Annotated in this window: 24 protein-coding genes and 1 tRNA gene; 15 read left to right on the forward strand and 10 right to left on the reverse strand. The window is 70.1% G+C overall.

All coding sequences use genetic code 11. From position 1 onward, the window contains the following. Positions 1-376 precede the first annotated feature (376 nt). Entirely contained in the window at positions 377-1,600 is a 1,224-nt protein-coding gene (locus tag N4G70_RS22490; RefSeq protein ID WP_261714497.1) for a beta-ketoacyl synthase, read from the forward strand. A gap of 118 nt (positions 1,601-1,718) precedes the next feature. Here the strand turns inward: N4G70_RS22490 and N4G70_RS22495 are convergent, their stop codons facing one another. From N4G70_RS22495 to N4G70_RS22520, 6 genes are all read right to left on the reverse strand, one after another. Beyond that, on the reverse strand, positions 1,719-3,443 hold the full coding sequence (locus N4G70_RS22495) for a relaxase/mobilization nuclease domain-containing protein (protein WP_261714498.1): 1,725 nt from the start codon (positions 3,441-3,443) through the stop codon (positions 1,719-1,721). After that, positions 3,440-3,853: a mobilization protein gene (locus tag N4G70_RS22500; protein ID WP_261714499.1), complete on the reverse strand. Its 414-nt coding sequence runs from the start codon at positions 3,851-3,853 to the stop codon at positions 3,440-3,442. The genes N4G70_RS22495 and N4G70_RS22500 overlap by 4 nt, the downstream gene beginning before the upstream one ends. A gap of 493 nt (positions 3,854-4,346) precedes the next feature. Next, entirely contained in the window at positions 4,347-5,264 is a 918-nt protein-coding gene (locus N4G70_RS22505) for a DUF2637 domain-containing protein (protein WP_261714500.1), read from the reverse strand. Then, the gene (locus N4G70_RS22510; RefSeq protein ID WP_261714501.1) at positions 5,261-5,497 is read right to left on the reverse strand and encodes a hypothetical protein; all 237 of its coding nucleotides are present in this window, start codon (positions 5,495-5,497) and stop codon (positions 5,261-5,263) included. The genes N4G70_RS22505 and N4G70_RS22510 overlap by 4 nt, the downstream gene beginning before the upstream one ends. Before the next feature lie 110 nt (positions 5,498-5,607). Then, entirely contained in the window at positions 5,608-6,276 is a 669-nt protein-coding gene (locus N4G70_RS22515) for an ATP-binding protein (RefSeq protein WP_261714662.1), read from the reverse strand. A 44-nt stretch (positions 6,277-6,320) separates the two neighbouring features. Further along, positions 6,321-7,241: a hypothetical protein gene (locus tag N4G70_RS22520; RefSeq protein WP_261714502.1), complete on the reverse strand. Its 921-nt coding sequence runs from the start codon at positions 7,239-7,241 to the stop codon at positions 6,321-6,323. A gap of 656 nt (positions 7,242-7,897) precedes the next feature. Between N4G70_RS22520 and N4G70_RS22525 the strand changes: the two genes are divergently transcribed. The 3 genes from N4G70_RS22525 (at position 7,898) to N4G70_RS22535 (ending at position 9,795) form a co-directional block, all read left to right on the forward strand. Continuing rightward, a complete protein-coding gene (locus tag N4G70_RS22525) occupies positions 7,898-8,149 on the forward strand; it encodes a helix-turn-helix domain-containing protein (protein WP_261714503.1) in 252 nt (83 codons plus the stop codon). A 207-nt stretch (positions 8,150-8,356) separates the two neighbouring features. Continuing rightward, positions 8,357-8,569 (forward strand): helix-turn-helix domain-containing protein, encoded by a 213-nt coding sequence (locus tag N4G70_RS22530; protein ID WP_261714504.1) that lies wholly within the window; start codon positions 8,357-8,359, stop codon positions 8,567-8,569. After that, positions 8,569-9,795, forward strand: a complete 1,227-nt coding sequence (locus N4G70_RS22535) for a site-specific integrase (protein WP_261714505.1) — start codon at positions 8,569-8,571, stop codon at positions 9,793-9,795. The genes N4G70_RS22530 and N4G70_RS22535 overlap by 1 nt, the downstream gene beginning before the upstream one ends. A gap of 306 nt (positions 9,796-10,101) precedes the next feature. On the opposite strand, the gene N4G70_RS22540 is transcribed toward N4G70_RS22535, so the two are convergent. After that, positions 10,102-10,175: transfer RNA gene (locus N4G70_RS22540), tRNA-Gly, on the reverse strand. Between the two features lie 230 nt (positions 10,176-10,405). Between N4G70_RS22540 and N4G70_RS22545 the strand changes: the two genes are divergently transcribed. From N4G70_RS22545 to N4G70_RS22555, 3 genes are all read left to right on the forward strand, one after another. Beyond that, positions 10,406-10,591: a hypothetical protein gene (locus N4G70_RS22545; RefSeq protein ID WP_261714676.1), complete on the forward strand. Its 186-nt coding sequence runs from the start codon at positions 10,406-10,408 to the stop codon at positions 10,589-10,591. Between the two features lie 132 nt (positions 10,592-10,723). Beyond that, on the forward strand, positions 10,724-11,299 hold the full coding sequence (dcd, locus tag N4G70_RS22550) for a dCTP deaminase (RefSeq protein ID WP_120722610.1): 576 nt from the start codon (positions 10,724-10,726) through the stop codon (positions 11,297-11,299). 2 nt (positions 11,300-11,301) lie between these two features. Further along, complete coding sequence (locus tag N4G70_RS22555; RefSeq protein ID WP_174248590.1) at positions 11,302-11,808, forward strand: phosphoribosyltransferase; 507 nt, start codon at positions 11,302-11,304, stop codon at positions 11,806-11,808. A 78-nt stretch (positions 11,809-11,886) separates the two neighbouring features. Here N4G70_RS22555 and N4G70_RS22560 read toward each other — a convergent pair whose 3' ends face one another. Together N4G70_RS22560 and N4G70_RS22565 are read right to left on the reverse strand one after the other, a co-directional pair. Further along, entirely contained in the window at positions 11,887-12,840 is a 954-nt protein-coding gene (locus tag N4G70_RS22560; RefSeq protein WP_261714506.1) for a Yip1 family protein, read from the reverse strand. 632 nt (positions 12,841-13,472) lie between these two features. Beyond that, the gene (locus tag N4G70_RS22565; RefSeq protein WP_261714507.1) at positions 13,473-15,740 is read right to left on the reverse strand and encodes a (Fe-S)-binding protein; all 2,268 of its coding nucleotides are present in this window, start codon (positions 15,738-15,740) and stop codon (positions 13,473-13,475) included. Positions 15,741-15,990: 250 nt separating this feature from the next. On the opposite strand from N4G70_RS22565, the gene N4G70_RS22570 reads away from it, so the two are divergent. From N4G70_RS22570 to N4G70_RS22605, 8 genes are all read left to right on the forward strand, one after another. Next, a complete protein-coding gene (locus tag N4G70_RS22570; protein ID WP_261714508.1) occupies positions 15,991-16,848 on the forward strand; it encodes an NAD(P)-dependent oxidoreductase in 858 nt (285 codons plus the stop codon). Positions 16,849-16,860: 12 nt separating this feature from the next. Further along, positions 16,861-17,898: an MraY family glycosyltransferase gene (locus N4G70_RS22575; protein WP_261714509.1), complete on the forward strand. Its 1,038-nt coding sequence runs from the start codon at positions 16,861-16,863 to the stop codon at positions 17,896-17,898. Between the two features lie 38 nt (positions 17,899-17,936). After that, on the forward strand, positions 17,937-18,710 hold the full coding sequence (locus N4G70_RS22580; protein ID WP_261714510.1) for an FkbM family methyltransferase: 774 nt from the start codon (positions 17,937-17,939) through the stop codon (positions 18,708-18,710). Positions 18,711-18,858: 148 nt separating this feature from the next. Beyond that, positions 18,859-20,709, forward strand: coding sequence for a molecular chaperone DnaK (gene dnaK / locus N4G70_RS22585; protein ID WP_261714511.1), 1,851 nt, complete (start codon positions 18,859-18,861; stop codon positions 20,707-20,709). Then, positions 20,709-21,347, forward strand: a complete 639-nt coding sequence (gene grpE, locus N4G70_RS22590) for a nucleotide exchange factor GrpE (RefSeq protein WP_261714512.1) — start codon at positions 20,709-20,711, stop codon at positions 21,345-21,347. Before dnaK ends, grpE begins: the two co-directional genes overlap by 1 nt. 45 nt (positions 21,348-21,392) lie before the next feature. Then, the gene (dnaJ, locus tag N4G70_RS22595; RefSeq protein WP_261714513.1) at positions 21,393-22,577 is read left to right on the forward strand and encodes a molecular chaperone DnaJ; all 1,185 of its coding nucleotides are present in this window, start codon (positions 21,393-21,395) and stop codon (positions 22,575-22,577) included. Between the two features lies 1 nt (position 22,578). Continuing rightward, on the forward strand, positions 22,579-23,046 hold the full coding sequence (locus tag N4G70_RS22600; protein ID WP_261714514.1) for a heat shock protein transcriptional repressor HspR: 468 nt from the start codon (positions 22,579-22,581) through the stop codon (positions 23,044-23,046). A gap of 157 nt (positions 23,047-23,203) precedes the next feature. Further along, positions 23,204-24,178 (forward strand): LuxR C-terminal-related transcriptional regulator, encoded by a 975-nt coding sequence (locus tag N4G70_RS22605; protein ID WP_261714515.1) that lies wholly within the window; start codon positions 23,204-23,206, stop codon positions 24,176-24,178. Between the two features lie 263 nt (positions 24,179-24,441). Here the strand turns inward: N4G70_RS22605 and N4G70_RS22610 are convergent, their stop codons facing one another. Continuing rightward, complete coding sequence (locus tag N4G70_RS22610; RefSeq protein ID WP_261714516.1) at positions 24,442-25,419, reverse strand: helix-turn-helix transcriptional regulator; 978 nt, start codon at positions 25,417-25,419, stop codon at positions 24,442-24,444. Between the last annotated feature and the right edge of the window lie 333 nt (positions 25,420-25,752).

Raw genomic sequence — 25,752 nt, forward strand, 5'->3', positions numbered from 1 at the left:
CACCAGCCCCATCCACAGGCACGTATGGATGGCCCGATGTCGAGCGGTGCTGCCGCAAGCCCGCTCCGCCGACCGCGCGCAGGGCCTCCGGGGGCTAGGGGGTGTCTGACGGATCATGGCCGGGGGCGGGGCGTCTGGCACGGCACCTCGCGGCGTTGCCGAAACGCCCCGATAGCTCCGCTATCAAGACGTTCCGGCGCCTTGCGATGCACCGCACCAGACGCCCCGCCCTGACCGACCCTGATCCGTCAGACACCCCCTAGACACCCAGGAGGCCGCCCTCCGCCCATCCCCTAGCGAAGGAACTACCCATGACCGGCTTCATCCAGCCCGCCTCCGACGCCGGATCGCATCTCCGAGTGCCTGGGGGCGCCCGATGAAGCGACCAGAGATCGCTGTCACCGGCATCGGCATGCTCACCCCGGCCGGTATCGGTGTGGAAGCCACCTGGAGGGGTGTCTGCGACGGCACGCCGACCGCCGCCACCGACGGCCGGCTCACGGGTCTGACCGTCGACTTCTGCTGCTCCATCCCCTCCTTCGACGCCGACGCGTCAGTCGGGCGCCGTACCGCCCGTCGCCTGGACCGCTCCACCCAACTCGTCATCGCTGCCGCAAAGGAAGCACTGCACGATGCGGCGCTCAGCCCCAGCACCTGGGACAGCACACGCGTCGGTGTCGTTACCGGCCTGGCACTGGGCGCCTCCCAGACCTGGGAGAGCCAGGCCGACCAGATGCGCGAGCGCGGACCCCGCCAGGTTTCACCGCTGATGATCACCATGATCGGGCCCAGCGCCGTGGCGGGCGAAGTCGCCCTCGCCTGCCAGGCCCACGGCCCGAGCCTGATGACAGCGACCGCCTGCGCCTCGGGCGCCACCGCCCTGGCCCTCGCCCGCGACATGCTCACCACCGGCGAATGCGACATCGTCCTCGCCGGCGGCACAGAATCCTGCAACACACCTCTGATCGTCGCCGGCCTGGCGCAACTCGGCGCACTCTCCACTCGCTGCGACGATCCCGCCGTCGCCTCCCGTCCCTTCGACCGGGGCCGGGACGGCTTCGTCCTGGGCGAAGCCGCGGCGGTCCTCGTTCTGGAACGCGCCGAGGACGCCACCGCCCGTGGCCACCGCCCCAGAGCACTGCTCGCCGGGTGCGGCTCCACCACCGACGCGTACCACCCCACCGCCCCCCACCCCGAAGGCCGCGGCGCCAAGCAGGCCATGCGCCTGGCCCTGGCCGACGCCGGCCTCACCCCGCGCGATATCGATTACGTCAACGCCCACGGCACCTCAACCCTCCTCAACGACACCGTCGAAGCCGACACGATCAGCACGGTCCTGCCCCACGGACCGTTCGTCACCTCCACCAAGGGCGTCCTCGGCCACTCACTGGGCGCCACAGGAGCGGTCGAAGCCGCCCTGACCATCCTGAGCATTCAGAAATCACTCATCCCGCCGACGGCCAACCTCGAAAACCCCGACCTCGGCTGCGAGCTCAACCTCGTCAGCAAGGCCGCCGCCGAACATCGCGTCGACGTTGCGCTCAGCAACTCGTTCGGATTCGGCGGCCATAACGTCGTCCTGGCATTCCGCGCGCCCTGACGTGGCCACTTCTCCGAGGATCCCCGGGCTTCCGGAGCGGGCGACAGCGACTGACGACCCCGGCCATGGGGTGGTAGGAGGCACCAGCCAGATGCCGTCCGCTATCGGACCGCTGTGATCAGCGGCGTGGTGTACGGGGCATCGATGGGGTTGGTATCTGCCGTGTGGCACCCGGCTGACCGTGGGCGGCTTGGGCCCGGTGGGTTCGTGCTGGCGGGGCGTCGTAGGCGGGGAGGTCCGCGGCGCGGCGCAAGCGCCACAGGAGGACTTCGCTGATGGAGTCGGCAGTGTCCAGTTCCCGCTGAGTTGCGGCCTCGGAGAGCAGTGCGTGCGGGTTGTGACCGGCACGTTCGGCGTCGGCGAGGGTGGCGGCCAGAGCATCCCAGCCCGGCTCGGCCAGCACGGTGTCGGCGAGCTCGGGCAGGGCAGCACGCACGGTCGTGGCGTGGTGGCGGCGCAGCGACGGCGGGATGCGCCGACCGCGTTCACGCAGCACCGTGAGTGGTTCGCCGGCGGCTTGCTGGTAGGCGGCCCGCAGGTGCTCGGCCGCCCGGCGGGCGGCGTCGGCCTGCTGGGCGTGGTGTCGCTGGGCGTGCCAGTGGGCGGTGGCGACGGCGAGGAAGACCAGCATGTCCAAGGCCATCGCGGTGCCGGCCCCGTCCTCGCCCCGGCCGAGCGCGGGCCCGCTGCGTACCAGGTCGCGAGCCGCCCGGCGCAGGTCCTGCGCGTGACGGAACTCTGCCCGTGTGTGGGAGCGTGAGGCGCGCTCGAACGCCCAGGCCGCTTCGCGCAGTTCATGTCGAGTGTGGAAGGCGGAGGTCTTGGCGAGGGCGTCGAGGACTTCGCCGGTCGCGGCGATCTGGGCAGATGCCATGCCGTCGTCGCCGCTGCGGTCCAGGACGAGCAGCGCAGCCCAGGCCGCGTGAGTGGTGGTCCGTCGTGCCGCGGCAGGGGCCGAACGCGAGGGGAGCTCCGGCCGCTCGTTGCCGATGGTCTCCGGCTGGGTGGAGCCGGTGGCGAAGCGTTCCTGGATACGGGGCAGGGACAGGTCCGGTGCGAGGGTCGACCCGGCGTAGTAGATGGGCTCCTTGTCCTTGTTGCGGTCGTCGGGCAGGGCGACCTTGTAGCCCTGTAGGTCGCCGGAGGGCAGGGTGCGGGTGTGGACGAGGAGACCGGCGTTCTTGAGCCGGTCGAGGAACTCCTGTGTGGAGGTGGCGCCGGCCACGGCGCGGCGTACCTCTTCGCGCAGTTCCTCGCGGGCGGTGCACTCGCGGTCCTGGCGCTCGGCCTTGTGCCGCTCGGCGCTGGTCGGCCTCGTCGCGGCGGTGCCGTCGCCAGGCTGAACGCGGCGGAGACCGTAGTCGGCCTCGATCAGGCGGGCTTCAGCCTGGGCGCGTTGTCCGGAGCGATGGTGGTCGGGGCGGCGGCCGTCCTCGCGGACGAGGGTGGCGATGATGTGGATGTGGTCATCGGCGTGCCGGACCGCGGCCCACCGGCACGCCGCCCCGTCACCGGGGTCGATGCCGGTTGAGGCCACCATGCGACGGGCGATCTCGCCCCACTCTTCGTCGGTGAGGACCGGGTCGTCCGGAGCCGCGCGTACCGAGCAGTGCCAGACGTGCTTGTCCGGGCGCTGGTCGGCGTCGAGGAGGTGCAACGGCTCGTCGAGGACCTGCGCGAGCGCCTTCTTCGTTGCTTGCGGATCGCGGCCGGGGTCGGGCGCCATGTTGTCGAAAGACGCGACCAGATGCGGGTCGGAATGCTCCTCGTGGGTGCCCGTGCCGTACAGGTAGTGGAGCAGGCCGATGGTTCGGCTGCCCTGCTGGTGGATGCGGGGGATCAAACGGATTGGTCCTTATGGCGGTTGAGCATGCCGTCGATGAGTTCCTGGATGGCATCGCGGGTGAGCAGTACGTCGGCGATGGCCTCGTCGAGGTTCGGGCCCTGCCCGCCGGAGTTGTAGGTCTTGGCGAGCTGGTTCAGGTTGCTGCCGGCCCAGCCGAACCGGCGCTTGAGGATGAACAGCGCACTGAGGACGTCACGGTCGTCGGAGACGGCAGCGGCTGCCCGGAAGCGGTTGTGGGCGGCGGCCAGTCCGGCCTTGGCGAGGAACCCGGCGAGACTGAGCTCGTTGTCTTCTGCTGCGGCGTCGATGAGAGCGTGCTCGTGGGTGTGGAGGCGGACGCTGTAGGCAGTGCCTTGTCCCTTGCCGCGCTTGCGGGGCCTGCGCTTCTTGGCCTTCGGCTTGGCCACCGGCTGCGATCCGCCCCCGGTCGCAGCCTTCCCGTCCGGCGCCCCCTGGCGCTGGTCAGGCCCCGCCACCCCCGGGGCGGAGCCGGGTTCGGGCGCTCCCCCTGCGGGGGAGTGTCCGAACCTCCAACTTGCTCCCGCTGTGACGGGGGTGGTGGTCATCTGCTCCTGAAACGTGGGGGGTTCGTGGTGCTGGTCGTGCATGGATCGGTTCTCCGTGTGGGTGGGGAGAGGACGGTGGGCGTGGATGCGGGGGGCGCGTACCGGCGGTGATTCCGGTACGCGCCCTCGGGCATTCCGGTGGGGGGCTTAGACGGTTAGGGGGTGTCTGACGGATCATGGCCGGGGGCGGGGCGTCTGGCACGGCACCTCGCGGCGTTGCCGAAACGCCCCGATAGCTCCGCTATCAAGACGTTCTGGCGCCTTGCGATGCACCGCACCAGACGCCCCGCCCTGACCGACCCTGATCCGTCAGACACCCCCTAGCCCCGTACCGCTAGGGGGTGTTCTGCAGAGGCTGTCCGGCACCGCTGCCAGCCTTGAGGGCCTTGAGGGCCTTCGTGATCCGCTCGGTGGCGGCCTTGTGGTTGCGCCTCTTGAGCTCTGCGCGCATGTCTGTGACGGAGGGCACGCCGGTGGCGTTGGTGAGGTCGTGGGCGATGGCCTGCAGCTCGGCATCGGTCAGGTCGGGCTCGCGCCCTGGTGGGCCGCCCTTACCCTTCCCGGTCCGTTTCCGTTCCGGCTTCACCGGTGCGTTCCGTTCCGGAACCGTGCTGACCGGATCCGCGTTCCGGTAAGCGGCCAGGGAGCGGGCCTCTTCCGGTTCGTGCTCGCGTGCCGGGTGCGTCTGGTCATGGGAACGCGGACCGGTATCGGAAGCCGACGCCCGCGGCGTTCCGCATACGGCGGCCGGTACACCGACGGGGCTGGAGGAGGGGATGACCGGCGCTTCCTGCTCCTGGCCGGAGACCGGATCCGGGTGTTCGGCGGGATGCTCGACGAGCTGGTGGATCTGCTGCATCAGCACGGCGAAGGCCAGCATCGCGGCGAGCGGGGGAACGGCGGCGACCACGTAGTCGAGGAACGGGACCGTGTCGGTGTTGTTCGCGCCGCTGACCCCGGCCACGTTCAGCGAGATGGAGCCGACCGATCCGATCACGGTCGCGGCGATGGCCCACCGGTCGGTGACGTGGCGCAGGCCCGCTCGGAGCATGAGCAGTTCGCCCGCGACAATGAAGGCGTCCAGGGTGGCGGGCCAGGCCCAGCGGCGGACCGGTGAGCTTCCCAGCCCGTGCTGGCCGGCGACATCGGCCAGGTGAGCGTACGAGAGCGCGAACGCTCCAGCGGTGAGGACGGCGATGACGGCCCCGGCCACGATGAGCACGGTCCGCTCGGCGGCGGGCTTGGTCGTCACTTCCCACCTTCCGCCGTGACGAACGCGTTCGCGATCCGTACGAGCCGGGGGTCCAGGAGCGTGCCGGGGCACCAGCTGGTGTCGGCCCTGGGGGAGGCGAGTGGGCCGATGGCGAAGGGGGCCGCGGTGGTGCTGCCGTGGAACAGGGCGAAGCCGCGTGCTGCGAGTGGGATGTTGCCGGTGCGGTCCATGCCTATGAGGCGGGCAGGAGGTAGCGCGGTGGGTGAGGGCATGCGGGTGGGGATCTCCGTGGTGATCTGCGTGCGCCGGGCAGAGTGAGGGGCGGCCGGGCGTGGCAGGAGGGTGGTTCGGGTGGCGTGGGGTATCGGGGCGCAGGGGCCTGTTAATAGCCGTGAGGGCCGGTGCCAGTGCCGCGCCTGCGGTCGGGGCCGTCGAGGATGACGCGGTGGGTCATCTCGGCGAGGCGGGAGGCGACGCGGTCGCCGACGGCGGTGCGCAGGTCGGCGATGGGGAGGTTGGTGGTGATGAGGGTGGGCAGCTCGTGGACGTACCGGTGGTCGATGAGCCGGTAGGTCAGCTCCTCGGTCCACTCCGATGCCTTGGCGGCGCCGAGGTCGTCGAGGAGTAGCAGGGGGCTGCGGGCCAGTTCCTGGAAGCGGCGTTCGCCGTCGTGGCCCTGGCGGGGGCGCAGGGTGGCGTGTAGTTCGGCGGTAGTGATGGCCTCCCAGCGCAGCCGGACCCCGGCGCCGAGCAGCGAGCGGATGGCGCCGTACGCCTGGTAGGTCTTGCCGGTGCCGGTCGGACCCGCGATCAGCAGCGACGGTCCGTAGGCGATGCCCGGCGCCCCGCCCGGCCCTGGGCGTCCTGCGGCTGCGATCTCCTTGACCCAGGCCGACACTTGGGCGTGATCGGCCAGGGCGTCGCGGTAGCGGCGCGGGATGCGGGCGGCGGCCAGCTCCAGCGCGGTCACCGGCTCCGGCGACGGTGCCGCGTCGACCACGGTGGTGGGGTCGATATCGCGGGCGGCCAGGATCGCCTCCAGCCTGGCCATGGCGCCGCCGAGCTGCCGCGGCTCGCGGGCAGCGGTCTTCGTGGTCACAGATCACCCCCGTATGCCGCCTGTATGTCGACGGGGTTGGTCCACGGCCGGTGCCCTGTGGACGAGCCGTCACCAGCGGGAGGGTTCATGGCCTCGTTGACGAGGCTCGGCAGCACGCTCGGGTGCAGGCCCTTGGCCCGCAGCCGCTCCAGTCCGGCGCGTACGTATGCCGCGTCGATGCCTTCGGCGAGCAACGCAGCGGTCTGTTTGCCGAGGTGGCCGAGGAAGCTGCCGGGTGGGCGGTTCGCGCAGGCGGCGGCATACTCGGCGATGAGGGCCTTGGTCGAGAGGGTCTTGGGTGCGGGGGCGCTCGCGTCCCCCACCGGAGGTGATCCTAGATCCAGGATCCTAGGTCCTAGATCCGGACGGTGAGGGTTCACTGACTCCTCCGTGAGCCCTCCCTGAGTCGTCCGTGATGCCTCACAGAAGCGCTCCTGACCTGCGGATTCGCCGTTTCTCTCGGAGGGTTCCGGTAGAGTGCGCGCGTCCTCGGCGAGGGTTCCGTGAGGGTTCACGGAAGCCGCCGTGAGTTCTCCATGACGGCTCCCGGAGGGCTGCGCGGGCCGTCCGCCCTCGTGGCGTGGGCAGGTCGGGCAGCGGCTGCCGCTGGGCCGGTTGATCTTCTGGTGCTTGGCCCAGGTGACGATGTGCAGGTACCGCTTGCCGTCCTCGCCCTCGTACCGGCAGATCAACCCGGCGGTGTGGAGTTGGTTGAGGTCGTCCTCGACACCCAGCGGGCCGTGCTCGGGGCGCAGGGACCACAGGGCGCCGGCGATGACGGCGCCCTGGTCGCGGAAGCGGCCGTGGTCGTCGGCCTGGGTGAGCAGACCGAAGAAGGTCCGCTCGGCGGTGACGGACACTTGGGCGAGCGACTCCGAGATGAACGCCTCGGGCTTGATGGTGCGGATCCGCGCCATGCCTATCGCCCCGCCTTCGCGGAGAAGACCGGGGATGCGGCGGTGGTGCTGGTGGACGGGGGTGCGTGTAGCGCCGTGAAGGCCCTACTGTGGGGCATAGAGGTTCCTCCCACGGTGGCGTGCGATCGCCACCGCTCAGTCGTTCAGACGCGGGTGATTCGGTAGGGGACTCGTTGGCCCCGGCGTTGGCGCGCCGGGGTTTTTTCTTGCCCTTCGGGACCCGAGGGCCCCGGGGACATGGCCAATACAGCCACACCCACCCGGAACAAGTCCAGCATTGCGCCGGGAAAGCGAACAGCTGTCGGCGAACACGTCCTGCACCGGGAATTAAAACGTTAGCCCGGGATCGCCGGTTGACGAAATAGTTCCGGGAAATTGATGGAACGAAACGGACAACTCGCGGCACTTCGTCACCCGGGCGCGTCCCGGTATCTGGTGGCGAGGCAGGGGCCCTGAGTAGGGAAGGAGCATCTGGCCCACGAGCGGCACCACCAGCCGGGATGATCTGACGGGTCGTTATTCGGCTAACCGGGGATCGTCGGCTATGTTGCGCTCTGCGCGACCTGGGGATGCATGGATCCTGACAACAAAGCGGCGCAACATAGCAGCGAAAACGGTATTTCCAAAAAAGCGTTTTCCAAGCTACAAATTGACCTATGCCTAGACGCCCCACCCCAGTGGGTCCCGCCGGAGAGCGGACCGCCCGTGCCATCGAGCGCGCCCGTACCGCCCGCGGTCTCGCCCAGCGTCAGCTGGCCGCCCGCGTGACCGTGTTCGGTCGCCCAATGACCGTCACCATGCTTTCCCGCATCGAACGCCGACGACGCCGCTGCGACGTCGACGACCTCGTCGCCATCGCCGCCGCACTTGAGGTCTGCCCGCTCGACCTCCTCTATGAGACCCCGTAGCGATCTGGCCGCCGACCCACGCTGGGCGCGCCAACGCCCGTGAGTCCGCAGCGGCTTCACCTGCCCGCGTCTGAACGACCATCACCGCCGGCACATCCGCGGAATCGCACCGCCGTGCCAGACAAGGAACCTCCTTGCGCCGAACCGCAATGCCCCCTGCCCTTCTGCACCACCCGCACCTCTTCGTCGCGAAAGAGGTGATCCTGCATGGCTGACCGTCTCCTCAGCGTCCCCGAGGCCGCCGAGCGCCTCGGCGTCGGCGAACGCTTCATTCGCCGCCTCGTATCCGAACGCCGCATCCGGTACGTGAAGGTCGGCAAGCACGTCCGTATCGCTGACAGCGTCCTGGCCGCGTATATAGAGGAGCGGACGGTCGAGCCGGTCCGTACCCGGCGTTCGCGCTTTGGGATGGCGGCCTGATGGCCCGCCCGCGCCAGAAGGCGCCGCGCCGCAGCTTCGGTGCGATACGCAAGCTGCCCTCCGGCCGCTACCAGGCCCGCTATCCCGGCACGGACGGGATCCTGCGGCCTGCGCCGGAGAGGTTCGAGACGAAGAAGGACGCCGAGGTCTTCCTCGCGCAGATGCAGGCCGATCAATCGCGCGGTGACTGGCTCGACCCGACCGCAGGCGAGGTGCTGTTCGCCGAGTACGCCAAGCGCTGGATCGACGAGCGTGGCATCGCTCCGACGACGGAGGAGCTGTACCGCCGCCTGCTGCGGCTCCACCTCGCCCCGACGTTCGGGCAGCAGTACGTGAACGTCATCAGCCCCGCCAAGGTCCGCACTTGGCGGGCCGAGCGCCTGGAGGCCACCGGTAAGACGCAGGTGGCCAAGGCGTACCGGCTGCTGAAGGCCATCATGGAGACGGCTGTGGACGACGACCTGATCCGCCGCAATCCCTGCAAGATCCGTGGGGCGGGCAAGGAAGAGGCGGACGAGCGCCCGGTCGCTGCGGTCGAGCAAGTCTTCGCCGTCGCCGAGGCGATCGGGATCCGCTGGCGGCTGATGGTGCTGCTCGGGGCCTTCGCCTCGATGCGGCCGGAGGAGCTGGCCGAGCTGCGGCGCAAGGACGTCGCTCCGGACGGCAGTGCTCTCTATGTAAGGAGGGCTGCCCCTGAACTGAACGTCGGCCGCCGCGTGATCGGCGACCCCAAGTCCCGCGCGGGAAAACGGGAGATCGTCCTGCCCGGCTTCATGCACCTTGACGTTCGGCGTCACCTCGACTGGTTCGCCGAGGCCGGCCCCGAGGGGTTGGTGTTCGTGGGCGAGCGAGGGGCCCGGCTGCGGGGGACGACCTTCGGGCGCAAGTGGCGCAAGGCTCGCGACCAGGTCGGCCTGCCCGACGGCTTCCGCTTCTACGATCTGCGGCATACCGGCAACACCATCGCCGCCGACACAGGCGCGAAGATGAAGGACCTGATGGTCCGCGCCGGCCACTCCTCGGAGCGGGCCCAGTTGATCTACCAGCACTCCACGCGCAAGCACCAGCACAAGCTGGCCGGAGCCATCGACGTCGACGTGCGTCGCCAGCGTGCGGAAGCGGAGGCGGCCGAGCATGCGGCGGACGAGGGGGCGACCGTCCATCCGTTCATCCCACGCGCCTGCGAGACCGGCGCTCTGGACGCCCCCACCACTCAGCAGGCGTGACCCTCGCAGCGCCGGACCCGCACCATCGGTCCGGCGCTGCGGCATGTCCACCACGTGTCCACCGACTGCGCTGATCCCAGGGCCACTTCACAGCTGCACACATATGGCGCCCTGTCCGGCAAGTGGTGCAGGCCACACGAAGAGCGTCTCAATATTCGAGACGATCTGGCGAAGTGCTGGCTCGGCGGGGCTTGTGGCGCTCAATTCGGTGCGGTAATCGGTCCCTTATGGCACGCGAATGGCACGCGCGCCTGAATTGGTCTAGACAACAAACAAGGCCCCAGTCACTGACCAGGGCCTTCGTTGTGGAGCGAGTGACGGGAATCGAACCCGCGCTCTAAGCTTGGGAAGCTTATGTTCTACCATTAAACTACACTCGCGTGATCATTTCCCCACGGGGAAGCGGTCGTTGCTCACTCTACCTCATGCCCGGCCCTCGGTGGGTTCACCGAGGGCCGCCGTGTTGTCGCCGACGCCGATCCCCGTGCGGGCGCGGGGAGTTGGGGCGTACCGTTAAGGGCGCGTGCGGGGTCGGAGTGCCGCGTGTGCCGGCGTCCTGTTCATCCCCTAATGTGGTGGTTTCTCCGTCCACGCTTGTTGGGGAAGGGACTTGAGCGACTTGATGGACTCGTTGGAGCGCACCGTCGTCCGCTGCGCCGAAGGGCATGTCTTCGCCACGGATTCGTTTCCGATGCAGCAGCTCGGCACCGGCCGGATCGGCCCGGGCCGGCTGATCCGGTGTCCGCGTTGCGCGCGGTTGCGTCATGCCGTGCCGGTACTGGGCGATCAGCGGTAGAGGGGGGAGCGCCGCCCCGTCGTGGCGGCGCCGGTCAGGTCGGTGCCGGCCGGGCACGTACAGCCCGGCCAGTACCCTCGCGCAACGGCGTCCGATTGGGGCGGGGCCGCGCGCCTTGCGTATCCTCGGGGCGTGCTTCTCTCAGACAAGGACATCCGGGCCGAGATCGATGCCGGGCGGGTACGCATCGATCCCTACGACGAATCCATGGTGCAGCCGTCGAGCATCGACGTGCGCCTCGACCGCTTCTTCCGGGTGTTCGAGAACCACCGCTACCCGCACATCGACCCCGCCGTCGAGCAGGCGGACCTCACCCGGCTCGTCGAGCCGGAGGGGGACGAGGCGTTCATCCTGCACCCCGGGGAGTTCGTGCTCGCCTCGACGTACGAGGTCATCACGCTCCCCGACGACCTCGCCAGCCGCCTGGAGGGCAAGAGTTCGCTCGGGCGCCTCGGGCTCGTCACTCACTCCACGGCCGGGTTCATCGACCCCGGTTTCTCGGGCCACGTGACCCTCGAACTCTCCAACGTCGCGACGCTGCCGATCAAGCTGTGGCCGGGGATGAAGATCGGGCAGCTCTGTCTGTTCCGGCTGACGTCGTCCGCCGAGGAGCCCTACGGCTCCCAGCGGTACGGCTCGCGCTACCAGGGCCAGCGCGGACCCACCGCCTCACGGTCCTTCCTCAATTTCCATCGGACCCAGGTGTGAGCATGAACGACCAGAACGACGTGCGCGAGAACCTCACGTACGAGAAGTTCGGCGGGGCCATCCGCGAGCTCGCGCAGACCATCGCCGACGACGGCTACGAGCCCGACATCGTGGTCTCCATCGCGCGCGGCGGCGTCTTCGTCGCGGGCGGTCTCGCCTACGCCCTCGACTGCAAGAACATCCACCTCGTGAACGTGGAGTTCTACACCGGCGTCGGCACCACGCTCGAAATGCCGGTCATGCTCGCCCCCGTGCCCAACGCGATCGACTTCTCCGGCAAGAAGGTGCTGATCACCGACGACGTCGCCGACACAGGCAAGACGCTGAAGCTGGTGTACGACTTCTGCGTCGCCCACGTCGCCGAGGTCCGCAGCGCGGTCATCTACGAGAAGTCCCACTCCCTCGTGAAGTGCGAGTACGTGTGGAAGCGCACCGACGACTGGATCAACTTCCCCTGGTCCGTCGAGCCGCCCGTCGTACGGCGTGAGGGCCAGGTCCTGGACGCCTGACCGGCAGCCCCCGCAGCACCACGAAGGCCCCGCCGGGCGGAACCCGGCGGGGTTTCGTCGTTCGTCCGCCGCGTACGCCTAGATCGTGCCCAGCTTGATCAGCGAGAGCAGCGCGACCAGCTGGATCGCGGAGGCGCCGAGCGCCTTCGGCCAGGGCAGGTCGTGCGACTTGCTCACCATCGACGTGAACAGCGCCCCGGCCGCCAGCCAGGTCGCCCAGCCGAGCACCTGGACCAGGCCGTTGTCGCCGCCCAGGAACAGGGCCAGGAGCAGACGCGGGGCGTCCGTCAGGGCCATGATCAGCATGGAGAGGCCCACCGTCGGCTGCCAGGCTCCGTCGCCGCCGAGCTGGCGGGCCATCGTGTGCGTCACCGCGCCCAGGATCAGACCGCCGAGCACGAAGACGAGGCCGGTGACGAGGACCACCGGGACCGCCGTCGCCAGCGTGGTGCTGATGACGTCCTCGCGGGCCTTGTCGAAGCCGAAGATCGCCAGCATTCCGTAGAGGAACGTGATGATCAGCGCCGGGCCCCACACCGGGTAGTCCCGCATCTGCCAGAACGTCGGGCCCGGCCGCATCACGATGCCGGACACGAGCTCCTTCCAGGGCAGCCGCGGGCCGCTCGGGGCCGGCGCCGCGCCCGCGCGGTAGGTCGCGCCGTCGCCGTACGGGTCCTCGCCGACGCTGAACGCCTGGGTGTGGCCCGGGTTGTTCGCGTACGGGTCCCCGGCGGGCGCGTAGCCCTGCGGGCCGCCCTGCCCCTGGTAGTACGGGTCGCCGAAGTACTCCGGCTCGTCCGGCTGCGGGTAGGGCTGCCGGTACTGCGGCCCGCCGTCCCCGTACTGCGGCGGCTGTCCCTGCCCGTAGCCCGGCGGTCGCTGCTGTCCCTGCCCCTGCCCATGCCCGTACTGCGGCTGCTGCCGATCGCCCGGCCACTGCTGTGCCGGTGCCTGCTGCTGCCCTTGCTGTTGCGGTTGCCGCGGGGGGCGGTTGTTGTCCCGGCCGCCGCGTCCCATCCTGAATCCAGCCACGAATCGAACGTACCTGTTCCGCCGGGGTGCCAACCGGGGGCGGCCGGAACCGGGCGCCTTTGCGGCTGAGCTGTGACATCCCCTAGGGGGCGGCCGCGGGCCCGGGCGCGGTACGTACGGAGGGTGGGGCGATGTGGTTGAATCCGGGCCGATTTACACGGCTGACCCCGAAGCTGGAGGTAGCCGTTACATTGCCTACGTATGACGCAAACATCGCACTCGTAGCGTTAAGGACGACCGTCCTCAGACCGGCCGGTCCTCCGTGAAGGTCACCCTGCCCGACGGCCGCGTCGCCAAGCTGATCAGGACCAGCGCCCTCAGCCGCAGCCGCACGAGAAGAAGGAGCAGGCGCGCGACGCGAAGGCGGACCGGACCGCGACCGGGGTCGTGCCCAGGGGCGGGGTCAGGGCGGGCGCCGAGGGCGTGTCCGACGGGTCGTCCGACCGGACCCCGATGCTGGCCGCCGGGGGCGGTATCGCCGCCGCGGGCGCCGCCGGCCTCGGCTTCGCGATGCTGCGCCGCCGCGACCACCAGCGCTGACCCGCCGTCGCCGCGACGCGAAGCGGCCGGCTCCGCCCTCGGGCAGAACCGGCCGCTTCGGTGTGCGTACGACAGGTGCGTACGCACCGGTGTTACTTCACCGGCTCCGGCTCAGGCGCGTCCTCCGCCTCGGCGGTGCCGGCCGGGTCGGCCGGGGTCTTCACCGAGTCGAGGAGGAGCTGGGCCACGTCCACGACCTGGAGGTTCTCCTTGGCCTTGCCGTCGTTCTTCTTGCCGTTGACGGAGTCCGTCAGCATGACGAGGCAGAACGGGCAGGCCGTCGAGACGATGTCCGGGTTGAGGGAGAGGGCCTCGTCGACGCGCTCGTTGTTGATGCGCTTGCCGATCCGCTCCTCCATCCACATGCGCGCACCACCGGCGCCGCAGCAGAAGCCGCGCTCCTTGTGGCGGTGCATCTCCTGCTGGCGCAGGCCCGGGACGGCCGACATGATCTCGCGCGGAGGCGTGTAGACCTTGTTGTGACGGCCCAGGTAGCACGGGTCGTGGTAGGTGATCAGACCGTCGACCGGGGTGACCGGGACCAGCTTGCCCTCATCGATGAGGTGCTGGAGCAGCTGCGTGTGGTGGATGACCTCGAACTCGCCGCCCAGCTGCGGGTATTCGTTCGCGATCGTGTTGAAGCAGTGCGGGCAGGTCGCGACGATCTTCTTCGACGACTTCGGCTTCTTCGTCGACTCGTCTTCGTCGTCCTCGCCGTACGCCATGTTCAGCATCGCGACGTTCTCCTGGCCGAGCTGCTGGAACAGCGGCTCGTTGCCGAGGCGGCGGGCCGAGTCACCGGTGCACTTCTCGTCGCCGCCCATGATCGCGAACTTGACGCCCGCCATGTGCAGCAGTTCCGCGAAGGCCTTGGTGGTCTTCTTCGCCCGGTCCTCGAGCGCGCCCGCGCAGCCGACCCAGTACAGGTAGTCGACCTCGGTGAGGTCCTCGATGTCCTTGCCGACGATCGGGACCTCGAAGTCGACCTCCTTGGTCCACTCCACGCGCTGCTTCTTGGCGAGCCCCCAGGGGTTGCCCTTCTTCTCCAGGTTCTTGAGCATCGTGCCCGCCTCGGACGGGAACGCGGACTCGATCATCACCTGGTAGCGGCGCATGTCGACGATGTGGTCGATGTGCTCGATGTCGACCGGGCACTGCTCGACGCAGGCGCCGCACGTGGTGCAGGACCACAGGACGTCGGGGTCGATTACGCCGTTCTCTTCGAGGGTGCCGATCAGGGGGCGCTCGGCCTCCGCAAGGGCGGCCGCGGGCACGTCCTTGAGCTGCTCCTCGGTCGCCTTCTCGTTGCCCTCCATGTCCTTGCCGCCGCCCGCGAGGAGGTACGGGGCCTTGGCGTGCGCGTGGTCGCGCAGGGACATGATCAGGAGCTTGGGGGAGAGCGGCTTGCCCGTGTTCCAGGCGGGGCACTGCGACTGGCAGCGCCCGCACTCGGTGCAGGTGGAGAAGTCGAGGATGCCCTTCCAGGAGAAGTGCTCGATCTGCGAGACGCCGTAGACGTCGTCCTCGCCCGGGTCCTCGAAGTCGACGAGCTCGCCGTTGGACGCCATCGGCTGGAGCGCGCCGAGCGCGACGCCGCCCTGCGACTCGCGCTTGAAGAAGATGTTCGGGAAGGCCAGGAAGCGGTGCCAGGCCACGCCCATGTCGGTCTTGAGGGCGACGGTGATCATCCAGATGAAGGACGTCGCGATCTTCAGGCCGGCGAAGAAGTAGGTCAGGTTCTGGAGCGTGGACAGGTCCATGCCGCGGAACCAGGAGACGACCGGGTACGAGACGAAGAACGAGGCCTCGTAGCTGTCGACGTGGTGCTGGGCGCCTTCGAGGGCGTGCAGCGTGAAGATGCAGATGCCGACGATGAGGATGACGGCCTCGACGAAGTACGCCTGGCCCGTGTTCGAGCCCGCGAAGCGGGACTTGCGGCCCGGGCGCCCCGGCCGGTTGAGCTGCCGGATGACGATGAGCGTCAGGATGCCGAGCGCGGTCATCGTGCCGAGGAACTCGACGAAGACGTTGTACGGCGCCCAGTCACCGATGACCGGCAGGATCCAGTCGGCCTGGAAGAGCTGGCCGATGGCGTTGACGATCGTCAGGAGCAGCGAGAAGAAGCCCACGGCCACGAACCAGTGCGCGACGCCGACGATGCCCCACTTGTTCATGCGGGTGTGGCCGAGGAACTCCTTGGCCACGGTGATCGTGCGCTGCGCGGGATCGTCCGTGCGCGTACCGGCCGGGACGTTCTGGCCGAGCCGCACGAAGCGGTAGATCTGCACGATGGCACGGCCGAACAGCGCTACGCCGACCGCGATTAGGACCAGCGACACGATGATCGCGGCGAGTTGCATGAGGGGGCTCCTCGGGCCTGCGAGGTGGGGTACGGGGGACGGGCTCGAACGGATTACTAAGCAGTAACTTATCCAGTCCACCTGAGCGTACCCACTTCTGACGCCGCACTGTAGCCGCGCAGGCGGTGATCTGTGTCGCTCAGCGTGCCCTGAGGGGCGACGGGATATCCATCGTGTTATTCACCACATATGGGGACATAACAAACTAACTTGTTGTCGTCCACGACGATCGAACCGAATGGGCGTCCCCATGCCAGCTCCCGCCACGTACCTCGTCACCGGTGGTGCCGGATTCATCGGCTCGCACCTGGCCGATGCGCTGCTCGGCCAGGGCCACACCGTGATCGTGCTCGACGACCTGTCCACCGGCGCCCGGGCCAACCTCGCCGCCGCCTGGTCCGACCCCCGGCTGCGCTTCGTGCGCGGCTCGGTCCTGGACGAGCGCGTGGTCGACGAACTCACCGCGCGCTGCGACACCGTGGTCCATCTGGCCCCCGTCACCGGCACCGTCGGCGCGGCCGCCCTGCGCCACGGCAGGAGGCTGCTGATCGCCGCCGCCGACGCCTGCGGCGAGGCGGCCGCGGGCGCCGTCGTCGTGCGCCACGGCGACACCGTCGGGCCGCGCCAGTCGCCCGTGCACGCCACCGTGCTGACCCGCCTCGTGCGCCGCGCGGTCGCGGGCGAACCGCTCGCCGTGCACGGCGACGGCGAGCGCTCCCACCGCTTCCTCGACGTCGCCGACGCCATCGAAGCGCTGCTCGCCCTGCTGGCCCACCCGGGCGCGCCCGGCGGCGAGTTCGACATCGTGGGCGACCAGGAGATCGCCGTCCTGGCCCTGGCCGAGCGCACGGTGGCCCGCAGCGGCAGCGCCTCCCCGGTACGCCACTTCCCGTACGTCGTCGACCGCGTCCCGCACCGCGCGTTCGCCCAGGGCGCGCCCCGCCCCCTCGACGCGACGCCGCTGCGCGAACTGACCGGCTGGCGGCCGCGGTGCGGGCTCGACGCCATCCTCGACGCGGCCATCGCGCGGGCGCGCGGCGAGGCCCCCGTCGTCCTGCCCGGCCTTCGAGCGCCCGCCGCCTCGCCGGCCGGCCGGCACCTCGGCTGAGGGGGCGCCGACATGCTGCACGGGCTCGCGGCCGCGACGGCCGCCCTCGTCCTGACCGCCGTGCTCGCGGCCGTCATCCGCGCCCTGATGCTGAGGTCCGGCCGCGGGGGCGGCGACGCCGTCCCGCACCTGGGCGGCATCGCCGTCGCCGTCGCCACCCTGGGCGTGGCCTGCGCGGGGCCGCTGCTCGGTGTCGCCGCGCTCGGCACCGGGGTGGCCCCGCTGCTCGCCGCGGCCGGGGCGGTCGCGCTGCTCGGCCTGGTCGGCGATCTGCGCCCGCTGGGCATGCGGGTCCGCCTGGTGGCGCAGGCCGCCGCCGCCACCGTGGTGGTCGCGCTGGCCGGACTCTCGCCGGGCGCGGGCGCGCTCGCGGTGCTGTGGATCGTGTTCGTCACCAACGCCTTCCAGCTCCTGGACAACTCCGACGGCGCGATGGGCGCGGTCGCCGCCGTCACCGCGCTCGGCCTCGCGGTGTGCGCGATTGCCGAGGGACGCCCGGGCCACGGGCTGCTCCTGAGCGTGCTGGCCGCGGCCCTCACCGGCTTCCTGCTGCACAACTGGCATCCGGCGCGCATCCACCTCGGCGACTGCGGCTCCCTGTTCACCGGCTTCCTGCTCGCCGCGTCCGCGGTGACCGTGCACACCCGGGCGCCCGGGGAGCAGACCACCGCCGAACTGTTCGCGCTGACCCTCGTCGTCCTGACCGACACCGTGCTGGTCCTGGTCTCCCGGGGCCGCGCGGGCCGCCCGCTGCTGCGCGGCGGGGGCGACCACATCGCGCACCGGCTGCGGAAGCTGGGTCTGACCACCCAGGGCTCGGCCGTGGTGCTCGGCGTCGCGTCGCTGGCCGCCACGATCGTCGGGCTCCAGATCCACGACGGGCGCATCGCCCCCGTCGCGGCGCTGCCGCTCGCCCTCGCGGTGCCCGTCGCGGTGGTGGTGCTGCTGCGGGTCCCGGTGTACGGGCCCGCCTCGCGCCGCCGCGCCCCGCGGGCCCGCGCCCACAGGAGCGCCACGGCCTCCGTCGACCTCGCGGGGGGCCGCGGATGAACTCGTTGACAGCGCTGACAGCAGGGAGCTGTACGCACATGTGGGAGACCCTTCGACGCCACCTGCGCCGCATGGTGCGCCGCCTCGGCATCGACGTCGTACGCCACCGCCCGGGCGGCCGCGAACTGGTGCGGCTGCTGGGCCGGTACGAGATCGACCTGGTCCTCGACGTCGGCGCGCACCGGGGCGACTTCGCCGCCGAGCTGCGCGAGGCCGGCTACCGGGGCCGCATCGTCTCCTTCGAGCCGCTGCGCGAGCCCCGCGCCGAACTGCGCCACCGTGCCGCCCTCGACGACACCTGGAGCGTGCTGCCGTACGCGCTCGGCGATCACAGCGGCAGGGCCACCCTCAACATCTCCGGCGACTGCGGCCCCGCCAGCTCCCTGCTGCCGATGCTGCCCCGCCACCGCGCGGCGGCCCCCCGCACCGCGTACACCGGCGACGTCATCGTGGAGGTGCGCCGCCTGGACGAGGTGTGGGAGCAGGTCACCGCGCCCGGCGAGCGGGTCTTCGTCAAGCTCGACGTGCAGGGGTACGAGGCCCAAGTCCTGGACGGGGCAGGGCAGTTCGCGGACGAGATCTGCGGGGTGGCGATCGGGGCGCCGCTGGTGCCGTTGTTCGAGGGCGGCAAGCTCTTCGACGAGCTGCTCGCGCAGACCCGCGACGGGCTCGGCCTGACGCTGATGTCCCTGGAGCCGGGCCTCACCGATCCGCGCGACGGCCGGATGCTCCGGTGCGGCCTGGTGCTGCTGCGCGAGGACGGTCCGGCAGCGGGCGAGCAGGTACCCGCGCAGGTGGCCGCGGTGGTGTGAGAGCGCCTCTGAGCTGCGCGAACGCATTCCATTGCAGATAAGCGCAGGATAAAACTTGAGTCGCCTGGACTCAGCTCTGTTGACGCGATGCGGGACGTCATGCATCCTTGAGCCAGATCCACTCAAGTAGTCATCTGGAGGAACCGAAATGGCACGTGCGGTCGGCATCGACCTGGGCACGACTAACTCCGTCGTCAGCGTTCTTGAAGGCGGCGAGCCCACCGTCATCACCAACGCAGAGGGCGCCAGGACCACGCCGTCCGTCGTCGCCTTCGCGAAGAACGGCGAGGTGCTGGTCGGCGAGGTCGCCAAGCGCCAGGCGGTCACCAACGTCGACAGGACCATCCGGTCGGTCAAGCGCCACATGGGCACCGACTGGAAGATCGAGCTCGACGGCAAGAGCTTCAACCCGCAGCAGATGAGCGCCTTCATCCTGCAGAAGCTGAAGCGCGACGCGGAGGCCTACCTCGGCGAGAAGGTCACCGACGCGGTCATCACCGTGCCAGCGTACTTCAACGACTCCGAGCGCCAGGCCACCAAGGAGGCCGGTGAGATCGCGGGCCTCAACGTCCTGCGCATCGTCAACGAGCCGACGGCCGCGGCCCTCGCCTACGGCCTCGACAAGGACGACCAGACGATCCTCGTCTTCGACCTCGGTGGCGGCACCTTCGACGTGTCCCTTCTGGAGATCGGCGACGGCGTCGTCGAGGTGAAGGCCACCAACGGTGACAACCACCTCGGTGGTGACGACTGGGACCAGCGCGTCGTCGACTACCTGGTGAAGCAGTTCCAGTCCGGTCACGGCGTGGACCTGTCCAAGGACAAGATGGCCCTCCAGCGCCTCCGTGAGGCCGCCGAGAAGGCCAAGATCGAGCTGTCCTCGTCCACCGAGACCTCGATCAACCTGCCCTACATCACGGCGTCCGCCGAGGGCCCGCTGCACCTGGACGAGAAGCTCACGCGCGCCCAGTTCCAGCAGCTCACCAGCGACCTCCTGGAGCGCTGCAAGACGCCGTTCCACAACGTCATCAAGGACGCGGGCATCAACCTGTCCGAGATCGACCACGTCGTTCTCGTCGGTGGCTCCACCCGCATGCCGGCCGTCGCCGAGCTCGTCAAGGAGCTGACCGGCGGCAACGAGGCCAACAAGGGCGTCAACCCGGACGAGGTCGTCGCCATCGGCGCCGCCCTCCAGGCCGGTGTCCTCAAGGGCGAGGTCAAGGACGTCCTGCTCCTCGACGTCACCCCGCTGTCCCTCGGCATCGAGACCAAGGGAGGGATCATGACCAAGCTCATCGAGCGCAACACCACGATCCCGACCAAGCGCTCCGAGATCTTCACGACGGCCGAGGACAACCAGCCGTCCGTGCAGATCCAGGTCTACCAGGGCGAGCGCGAGATCGCGGCGTACAACAAGAAGCTCGGGATGTTCGAGCTGACCGGTCTGCCGCCGGCCCCGCGCGGTGTCCCGCAGATCGAGGTCGCCTTCGACATCGACGCCAACGGCATCATGCACGTGACCGCGAAGGACCTCGGCACGGGCAAGGAGCAGAAGATGACCGTCACCGGCGGCTCCTCGCTGCCGAAGGACGAGGTCAACCGCATGCGCGAGGAGGCCGAGCAGTACGCGGAGGAGGACCACCGCCGCCGCGAGGCCGCCGAGTCCCGCAACCAGGGCGAGCAGCTCGTCTACCAGACCGAGAAGTTCCTCAAGGACAACGAGGAGAAGGTCCCGGGCGAGGTCAAGACCGAGGTCGAGGCCGCCGTCGCCGAGCTGAAGGAGAAGCTCAAGGGCGAGGACACGGCCGAGATCCGCACCGCCACCGAGAAGGTCGCCGCCGTCTCGCAGAAGCTGGGCCAGGCCATGTACGCCGACGCCCAGGCCGCGCAGGGCGCCGCCGGTGCCGAGGGCACCGAGCAGGCCCACCCCGCCGGTGACGACGACGTGGTCGACGCCGAGATCGTCGACGACGAGAAGCCGAAGGGTGGCGCCGCCTGATGACGGAGGAGACCCCGGGCTTCGAGGAGAAGCCCGACGTCCCCTCCGGCGCTCAGGAAGACGCCGAGCCGAAGGCCGCCGAATCCTCCGAGGAGGACAAGGCGGCCCCGGCCGGGGACGCAGCCAAGGACATCGCCCTTCAGGCCCAGCTGGACCAGGCCCAGACGGCGCTCACCGAGCGCACCGCGGACCTCCAGCGCCTCCAGGCCGAGTACCAGAACTACCGCCGCCGCGTGGAGCGGGACCGCGTCACGGTCAAGGAGATCGCCGTCGCCGGCCTCCTGACCGAGCTGCTGCCCACGCTCGACGACATCGGCCGGGCCCGGGAACACGGGGAGCTGACCGGCGGCTTCAAGTCGGTGGCCGAATCCCTGGAGACGGTCGCCGCGAAGATGGGCCTCCAGCAGTTCGGCAAGGAGGGCGAGCCCTTCGACCCGACGGTCCACGAGGCCCTGATGCACAGCTACGCGCCGGACGTCACCGAGACGACCTGTGTGGCGATCCTGCAACCGGGATACCGGATCGGTGAGCGTACGATCCGCCCCGCGCGGGTCGCGGTGGCCGAGCCCCAGCCGGGTGCGGCCGCCAAGGAGGAGAAGTCGGACGACGAGGAGAGCGGTGGCCCCGACAAGGGCTGACGCGGCGGTCATGAATGACGTGATCGTTCGGAAGGAGGGACGTCGATGAACACGAAGGACTTCGTCGAGAAGGACTACTACAAGGTTCTCGGCGTCCCCAAGGACGCCACCGACGCCGAGATCAAGAAGGCGTACCGCAAGCTCGCGCGCGAGAACCACCCCGACGCCAACAAGGGCGACACCAAGGCGGAGGAGCGCTTCAAGGAGATCTCCGAGGCCAACGACATCCTCGGTGACCCCAAGAAGCGCAAGGAGTACGACGAGGCGCGCGCCCTGTTCGGCAACGGGGGCTTCCGGGCCGGTCCCGGCGCGGGCGGCAGCTTCAACTTCGACCTCGGTGACCTCTTCGGCGGGCAGCAGCCCGGCGGGGGCGGCGCCGGTGCCGGCGGCTTCGGCGGCGGGCTCGGCGACGTGTTCGGCGGCCTGTTCAACCGGGGCGGCGCGGGTGCCGGTACGCGCACCCAGCCGCGCCGGGGGCAGGACCTGGAGTCCGAGGTGACGCTGAGCTTCACCGAGGCGGTCGACGGGGCCACGGTCCCGATCCGGCTCTCCAGCCAGGCGCCCTGCAAGGCCTGTTCGGGTACCGGCGACAAGAACGGCACCCCCCGGGTGTGCCCGACCTGCGTCGGCACCGGTCAGGTCTCGCGGGGCTCGGGCGGCGGCTTCTCGCTGACCGACCCGTGCGTGGACTGCAAGGGCCGCGGCCTGATCGCCGAGAACCCCTGCGACGTCTGCAAGGGCAGCGGGCGGGCCCGTTCCTCGCGCACCATGCAGGTGCGCATCCCGGCCGGGGTCAGCAACAACCAGCGCATCCGGCTGCGCGGCAAGGGCGCGCCGGGTGAACGGGGCGGCCACGCGGGCGACTTGTACGTCGTCGTGCACGTCGACACCCACCCGGTGTTCGGCCGCAAGGACGACAACCTCACCGTCACGGTGCCGGTCACCTTCACCGAGGCCGCCCTGGGCGCCGAGGTCAAGGTGCCCACGCTCGGCGGGCCGCCGGTCACCCTGAAACTGCCTGCGGGCACCCCCAACGGCCGCACGATGCGGGCCCGCGGCAAGGGAGCGGTCCGCAAGGACGGCACCCGGGGCGACCTGCTGGTCACGGTCGAGGTGACCGTGCCCAAGGAGCTGGACGACAAGGCCCGCGAGGCCTTGGAGACCTACCGCGAGGCGACCGCGGGCCAGGACCCGCGGGCAGAACTGTTCCAGGCCGCGAAGGGAGCATGAGATGGACCCGCGCCAGCGTCGACAGCCTCCATTCGGCAACAGGGCCTATGAGTTGACCGACGAGACGCCGGTGTACGTCATCTCGGTCGCGGCCCAGCTCTCGGGTCTGCACCCGCAGACCCTGCGCCAGTACGACCGCCTCGGCCTGGTCTCTCCCGACCGCACGGCCGGGCGCGGCCGGCGCTACTCGGCCCGCGACATCGAACTGCTGCGAGCGGTCCAGCAGTTGTCGCAGGACGAGGGCATCAACCTGGCGGGCATCAAGCGCATCATCGAGCTGGAGAACCAGGTCGCCGCCCTCCAGGCGAGAGTGGCCGAGCTGTCCTCCGCGGTCGAGGGCGCGGCCATCGCCATGCAGCAGCGCGAGGCCCAGGTGCACGCCTCCTACCGGCGCGACCTGGTCCCGTACCAGGACGTCCAGCAGGCCGGTGCGCTGGTCGTCTGGCGGCCCAAGAGGCCCCAGGAATAGGCCGGTTGGCGCCGGTCGCCGTACGCAGCCGAGAGGTCCGTCGTCCCGTCGCGGGGCGCGGGCCTCTCGCGCGTGGTGATCGCGGTGAACCGGCGTCGTACGGGGATAAGGTCATCGGGCTCGGTCGCGGGGAGGCGCCAGGGAGGCGGGGGAGAGCATGTCTGAGCAGGTGCCGCATCCGCACGGCGCGGATCGGCTGTGCGGGCCCGCGGAGCGGGCGTACGCGGACGCCCTGCGGGCCGGGCGGATCCCCCGCGAGGCGGCCGGCGAGGCGAGCTGTCTGATCGATCTGGGGCTGCTCCACCCCGATCCGGCCGCCCCCGACTGGCTCCTGCCGACCTCCCCGCAGGCGGTGATGGCGCGGCTGCTGCGCGGCATCCACCAGGACATCGCGGCGAGCCAGGCCCGTACGGGCGCGGTGGTGGCGGCGTTCGAACGGTTCGCGGCGCTCGGCGCGCCGGTGGTGTCGGGCGGCGAGGCCATCCGGGTCCTGGACGGCATCCCCCGCATCAACGCGGCCATCGACGACGCGATAGCCGGTTGTACCACCGAGTCGCTCACCATCCAGCCCCGCGGCATCCGGCCCGAGCGCGTCCTGTCCCAGGCGCTGCCCCGGGCCCTGGACATGCTGGACCGCGGGGTGCGCATCCGCACCCTCTACACCCATGTCGCCCGCTACGGCCCCGGTCTCGGTGACTATCTGCGGGAGTTGGAGGGCAGGGCGGTGGAGGTGCGCACCCTGGACGAGGTCACCGACCGCCTGCTGCTCTTCGACCGCACGGTGGCGATCATCCCGGCCGCCGCGGACGACACCAGCGCCCTGGAGCTGCGCCATCCGGCGCTCGTCGGCTTCCTCGCCACCGTCTTCGAGCGGCTGTGGCGGCTCGCGGTGCCGCTGGCCGAGACGATGCCGGTGGCCACCGACATCGAGGGCATCACCCATCGCGAGCGGGTCATCGCGGCGCTGCTCGCCGAGGGCCACCAAGACGCGGTGATCGCGCAGCGGCTCGGCATCAGCGTGCGCACCTGCCGCCACCACATCAGCCGGCTCGCCGCGGCGCTCGGCAGCGGCAGCCGTACCCAACTCGGCGTCCGCATCGCCCAGTCGGGGCTCGACGCCCACCCCCGGTGACCCGCGGTCACTCGTCGTGCCGGACATGTCGGCCTTTGGTGCGCCTCCGGTTGATGCAGTGCAGCAACATGATGGTGGTGGCCGGGCGGCTCCCGATGCATCGTGGTGAGCAGGATGAACAGCTCGACTCGACGGGAAGCGGGGCCGGGAGGCGGCGAGGTGGATGCCGCGGCCGCGGCTTCGCCCGTGCGCGGTGTCCACGACGGTCCTTCCACCGGTGGAACCGGGTGTTCCTGTCCGCGCCCGTACCCGCGGTGACGGGTTCAGGCGTCCTGGTCCAGGATGCCGGACTGGGCGATGAGGAAGCCGAGTTGGGCCCGGCTGCCGCTGCCGAGGGCGGCCGCGAGCTTGGCGATGTGGGCGCGGCAGGTGCGGACGTTCATCCCGAGCCGTCGGGCGATGGCCTCGTCGACATGCCCCTCCACCAGGAGCTTGGCGATGGAGCGCTGGACGCCGGTGATGCCGGACGTCTCCTGGCGGTAGGGCACCTCGTCGTCCCAGGGAACGGCGTGCTGCCAGAACTGGTCGAAGACGCCCACCAGGTACTGCACGAGTCCCTCGTGGCGCAGCTCCAGGGCGACTTGGCGGTCGCTGCGCGCGGGGATGAAGGCGATCTTGCGGTCCATGATGATGAGCCGGTCGATGATCTCCTCCAGGGTCCGCACCTCCAGACCGTACGGAGCGATCCGTTCCACGTAGCCGATGGTGGCCGAGTGGTGGCGGGCGGTGTGCTGGTAGAGGGTGCGCATCCGGACGCCGCGGGCGATCAGCGGCTCGATGCGGCGGAGCCCGGCCTCGAAGCTCTCGGGCCGGCGCCCGCTTCCGGGCTGGATGATGAGCAGTTCCTCGGTGCACTCGTTGATGACGCCGTCGAGTGTCGCGTTGATGAGCTCCAGGCCTTCGAGGACCGTGATCGCGTGCGTGCCGGTGGTGGCGGGGGTGGCGATCGACATGAATGGCTCGAAGGTGTCGGCGAGGGCGACCGAGAGCTTTCTGCGTTCCTGGATCTCGCGTTCCAGCGGCTGGGTCAGCAGGTTGAGCACCACCGTGGGCGGAACCGGGCGCAGCAACTGGGCGTCGTCGGGATCGGGGCGCAGCAGGGTGAGATCGACCAGACATGGGGCGGGATCGGCTTCTGAGCGGGTAATCCCGCCCGTACGCAGGGCAAGGGCGTACAGAGCCGCCCCCGCCTCACACAGATCAACCGGGCCGTGATCGTGTCCTATATGCCCCTGTTTCAACCTAGTTGCACCCCCCTCATCCTTTTGAATTACAGGAACATGATGCCTGGCTGCGCTGGTGCAAGTGGCCGGAGTGAGCCATCGTCGTATCCGCGGGGGGAGGTAATGATCAAAAGAGGTGGAGATCGGCCATGAGCAGGATGGTTCGAGCACTAAGCACGACAGCCGTTGTGGCGGCTGCTCTCTGCGCTCTCTCGGCGCCTGGGGACCTCACTTGGGACACCCACCCCGCGAACTCACAAGGCGCGACCACCCAGGACCTCACCTGGGAGATCGGGCCCAGGACCGTGGCGATAGGCGCGGACCTCACCTGGGAGTCGGCTCCTGCGGGTG

Source organism: Streptomyces sp. ASQP_92, from assembly GCF_025399895.1.
Classification (GTDB): Bacteria; Actinomycetota; Actinomycetes; order Streptomycetales; family Streptomycetaceae; genus Streptomyces.

Excerpts from the sequence above, each read along its gene's own strand:
- N4G70_RS22490 (WP_261714497.1), top strand. The coding sequence starts at position 377 with ATGAAGCGACCAGAGATCGCTGTCACCGGCATCGGCATGCTCACCCCG.
- N4G70_RS22510 (WP_261714501.1), bottom strand. The coding sequence starts at position 5,497 with ATGCCCTCACCCACCGCGCTACCTCCTGCCCGCCTCATAGGCATGGAC.
- N4G70_RS22515 (WP_261714662.1), bottom strand. The coding sequence starts at position 6,276 with ATGGCCAGGCTGGAGGCGATCCTGGCCGCCCGCGATATCGACCCCACC.
- N4G70_RS22520 (WP_261714502.1), bottom strand. The coding sequence starts at position 7,241 with ATGGCGCGGATCCGCACCATCAAGCCCGAGGCGTTCATCTCGGAGTCG.
- N4G70_RS22525 (WP_261714503.1), top strand. The coding sequence starts at position 7,898 with ATGCCTAGACGCCCCACCCCAGTGGGTCCCGCCGGAGAGCGGACCGCC.
- N4G70_RS22530 (WP_261714504.1), top strand. The coding sequence starts at position 8,357 with ATGGCTGACCGTCTCCTCAGCGTCCCCGAGGCCGCCGAGCGCCTCGGC.
- N4G70_RS22535 (WP_261714505.1), top strand. The coding sequence starts at position 8,569 with ATGGCCCGCCCGCGCCAGAAGGCGCCGCGCCGCAGCTTCGGTGCGATA.
- N4G70_RS22555 (WP_174248590.1), top strand. The coding sequence starts at position 11,302 with ATGAACGACCAGAACGACGTGCGCGAGAACCTCACGTACGAGAAGTTC.
- N4G70_RS22565 (WP_261714507.1), bottom strand. The coding sequence starts at position 15,740 with ATGCAACTCGCCGCGATCATCGTGTCGCTGGTCCTAATCGCGGTCGGC.
- N4G70_RS22570 (WP_261714508.1), top strand. The coding sequence starts at position 15,991 with ATGCCAGCTCCCGCCACGTACCTCGTCACCGGTGGTGCCGGATTCATC.
- N4G70_RS22575 (WP_261714509.1), top strand. The coding sequence starts at position 16,861 with ATGCTGCACGGGCTCGCGGCCGCGACGGCCGCCCTCGTCCTGACCGCC.
- N4G70_RS22580 (WP_261714510.1), top strand. The coding sequence starts at position 17,937 with ATGTGGGAGACCCTTCGACGCCACCTGCGCCGCATGGTGCGCCGCCTC.
- dnaK (WP_261714511.1), top strand. The coding sequence starts at position 18,859 with ATGGCACGTGCGGTCGGCATCGACCTGGGCACGACTAACTCCGTCGTC.
- grpE (WP_261714512.1), top strand. The coding sequence starts at position 20,709 with ATGACGGAGGAGACCCCGGGCTTCGAGGAGAAGCCCGACGTCCCCTCC.
- dnaJ (WP_261714513.1), top strand. The coding sequence starts at position 21,393 with ATGAACACGAAGGACTTCGTCGAGAAGGACTACTACAAGGTTCTCGGC.
- N4G70_RS22600 (WP_261714514.1), top strand. The coding sequence starts at position 22,579 with ATGGACCCGCGCCAGCGTCGACAGCCTCCATTCGGCAACAGGGCCTAT.
- N4G70_RS22605 (WP_261714515.1), top strand. The coding sequence starts at position 23,204 with ATGTCTGAGCAGGTGCCGCATCCGCACGGCGCGGATCGGCTGTGCGGG.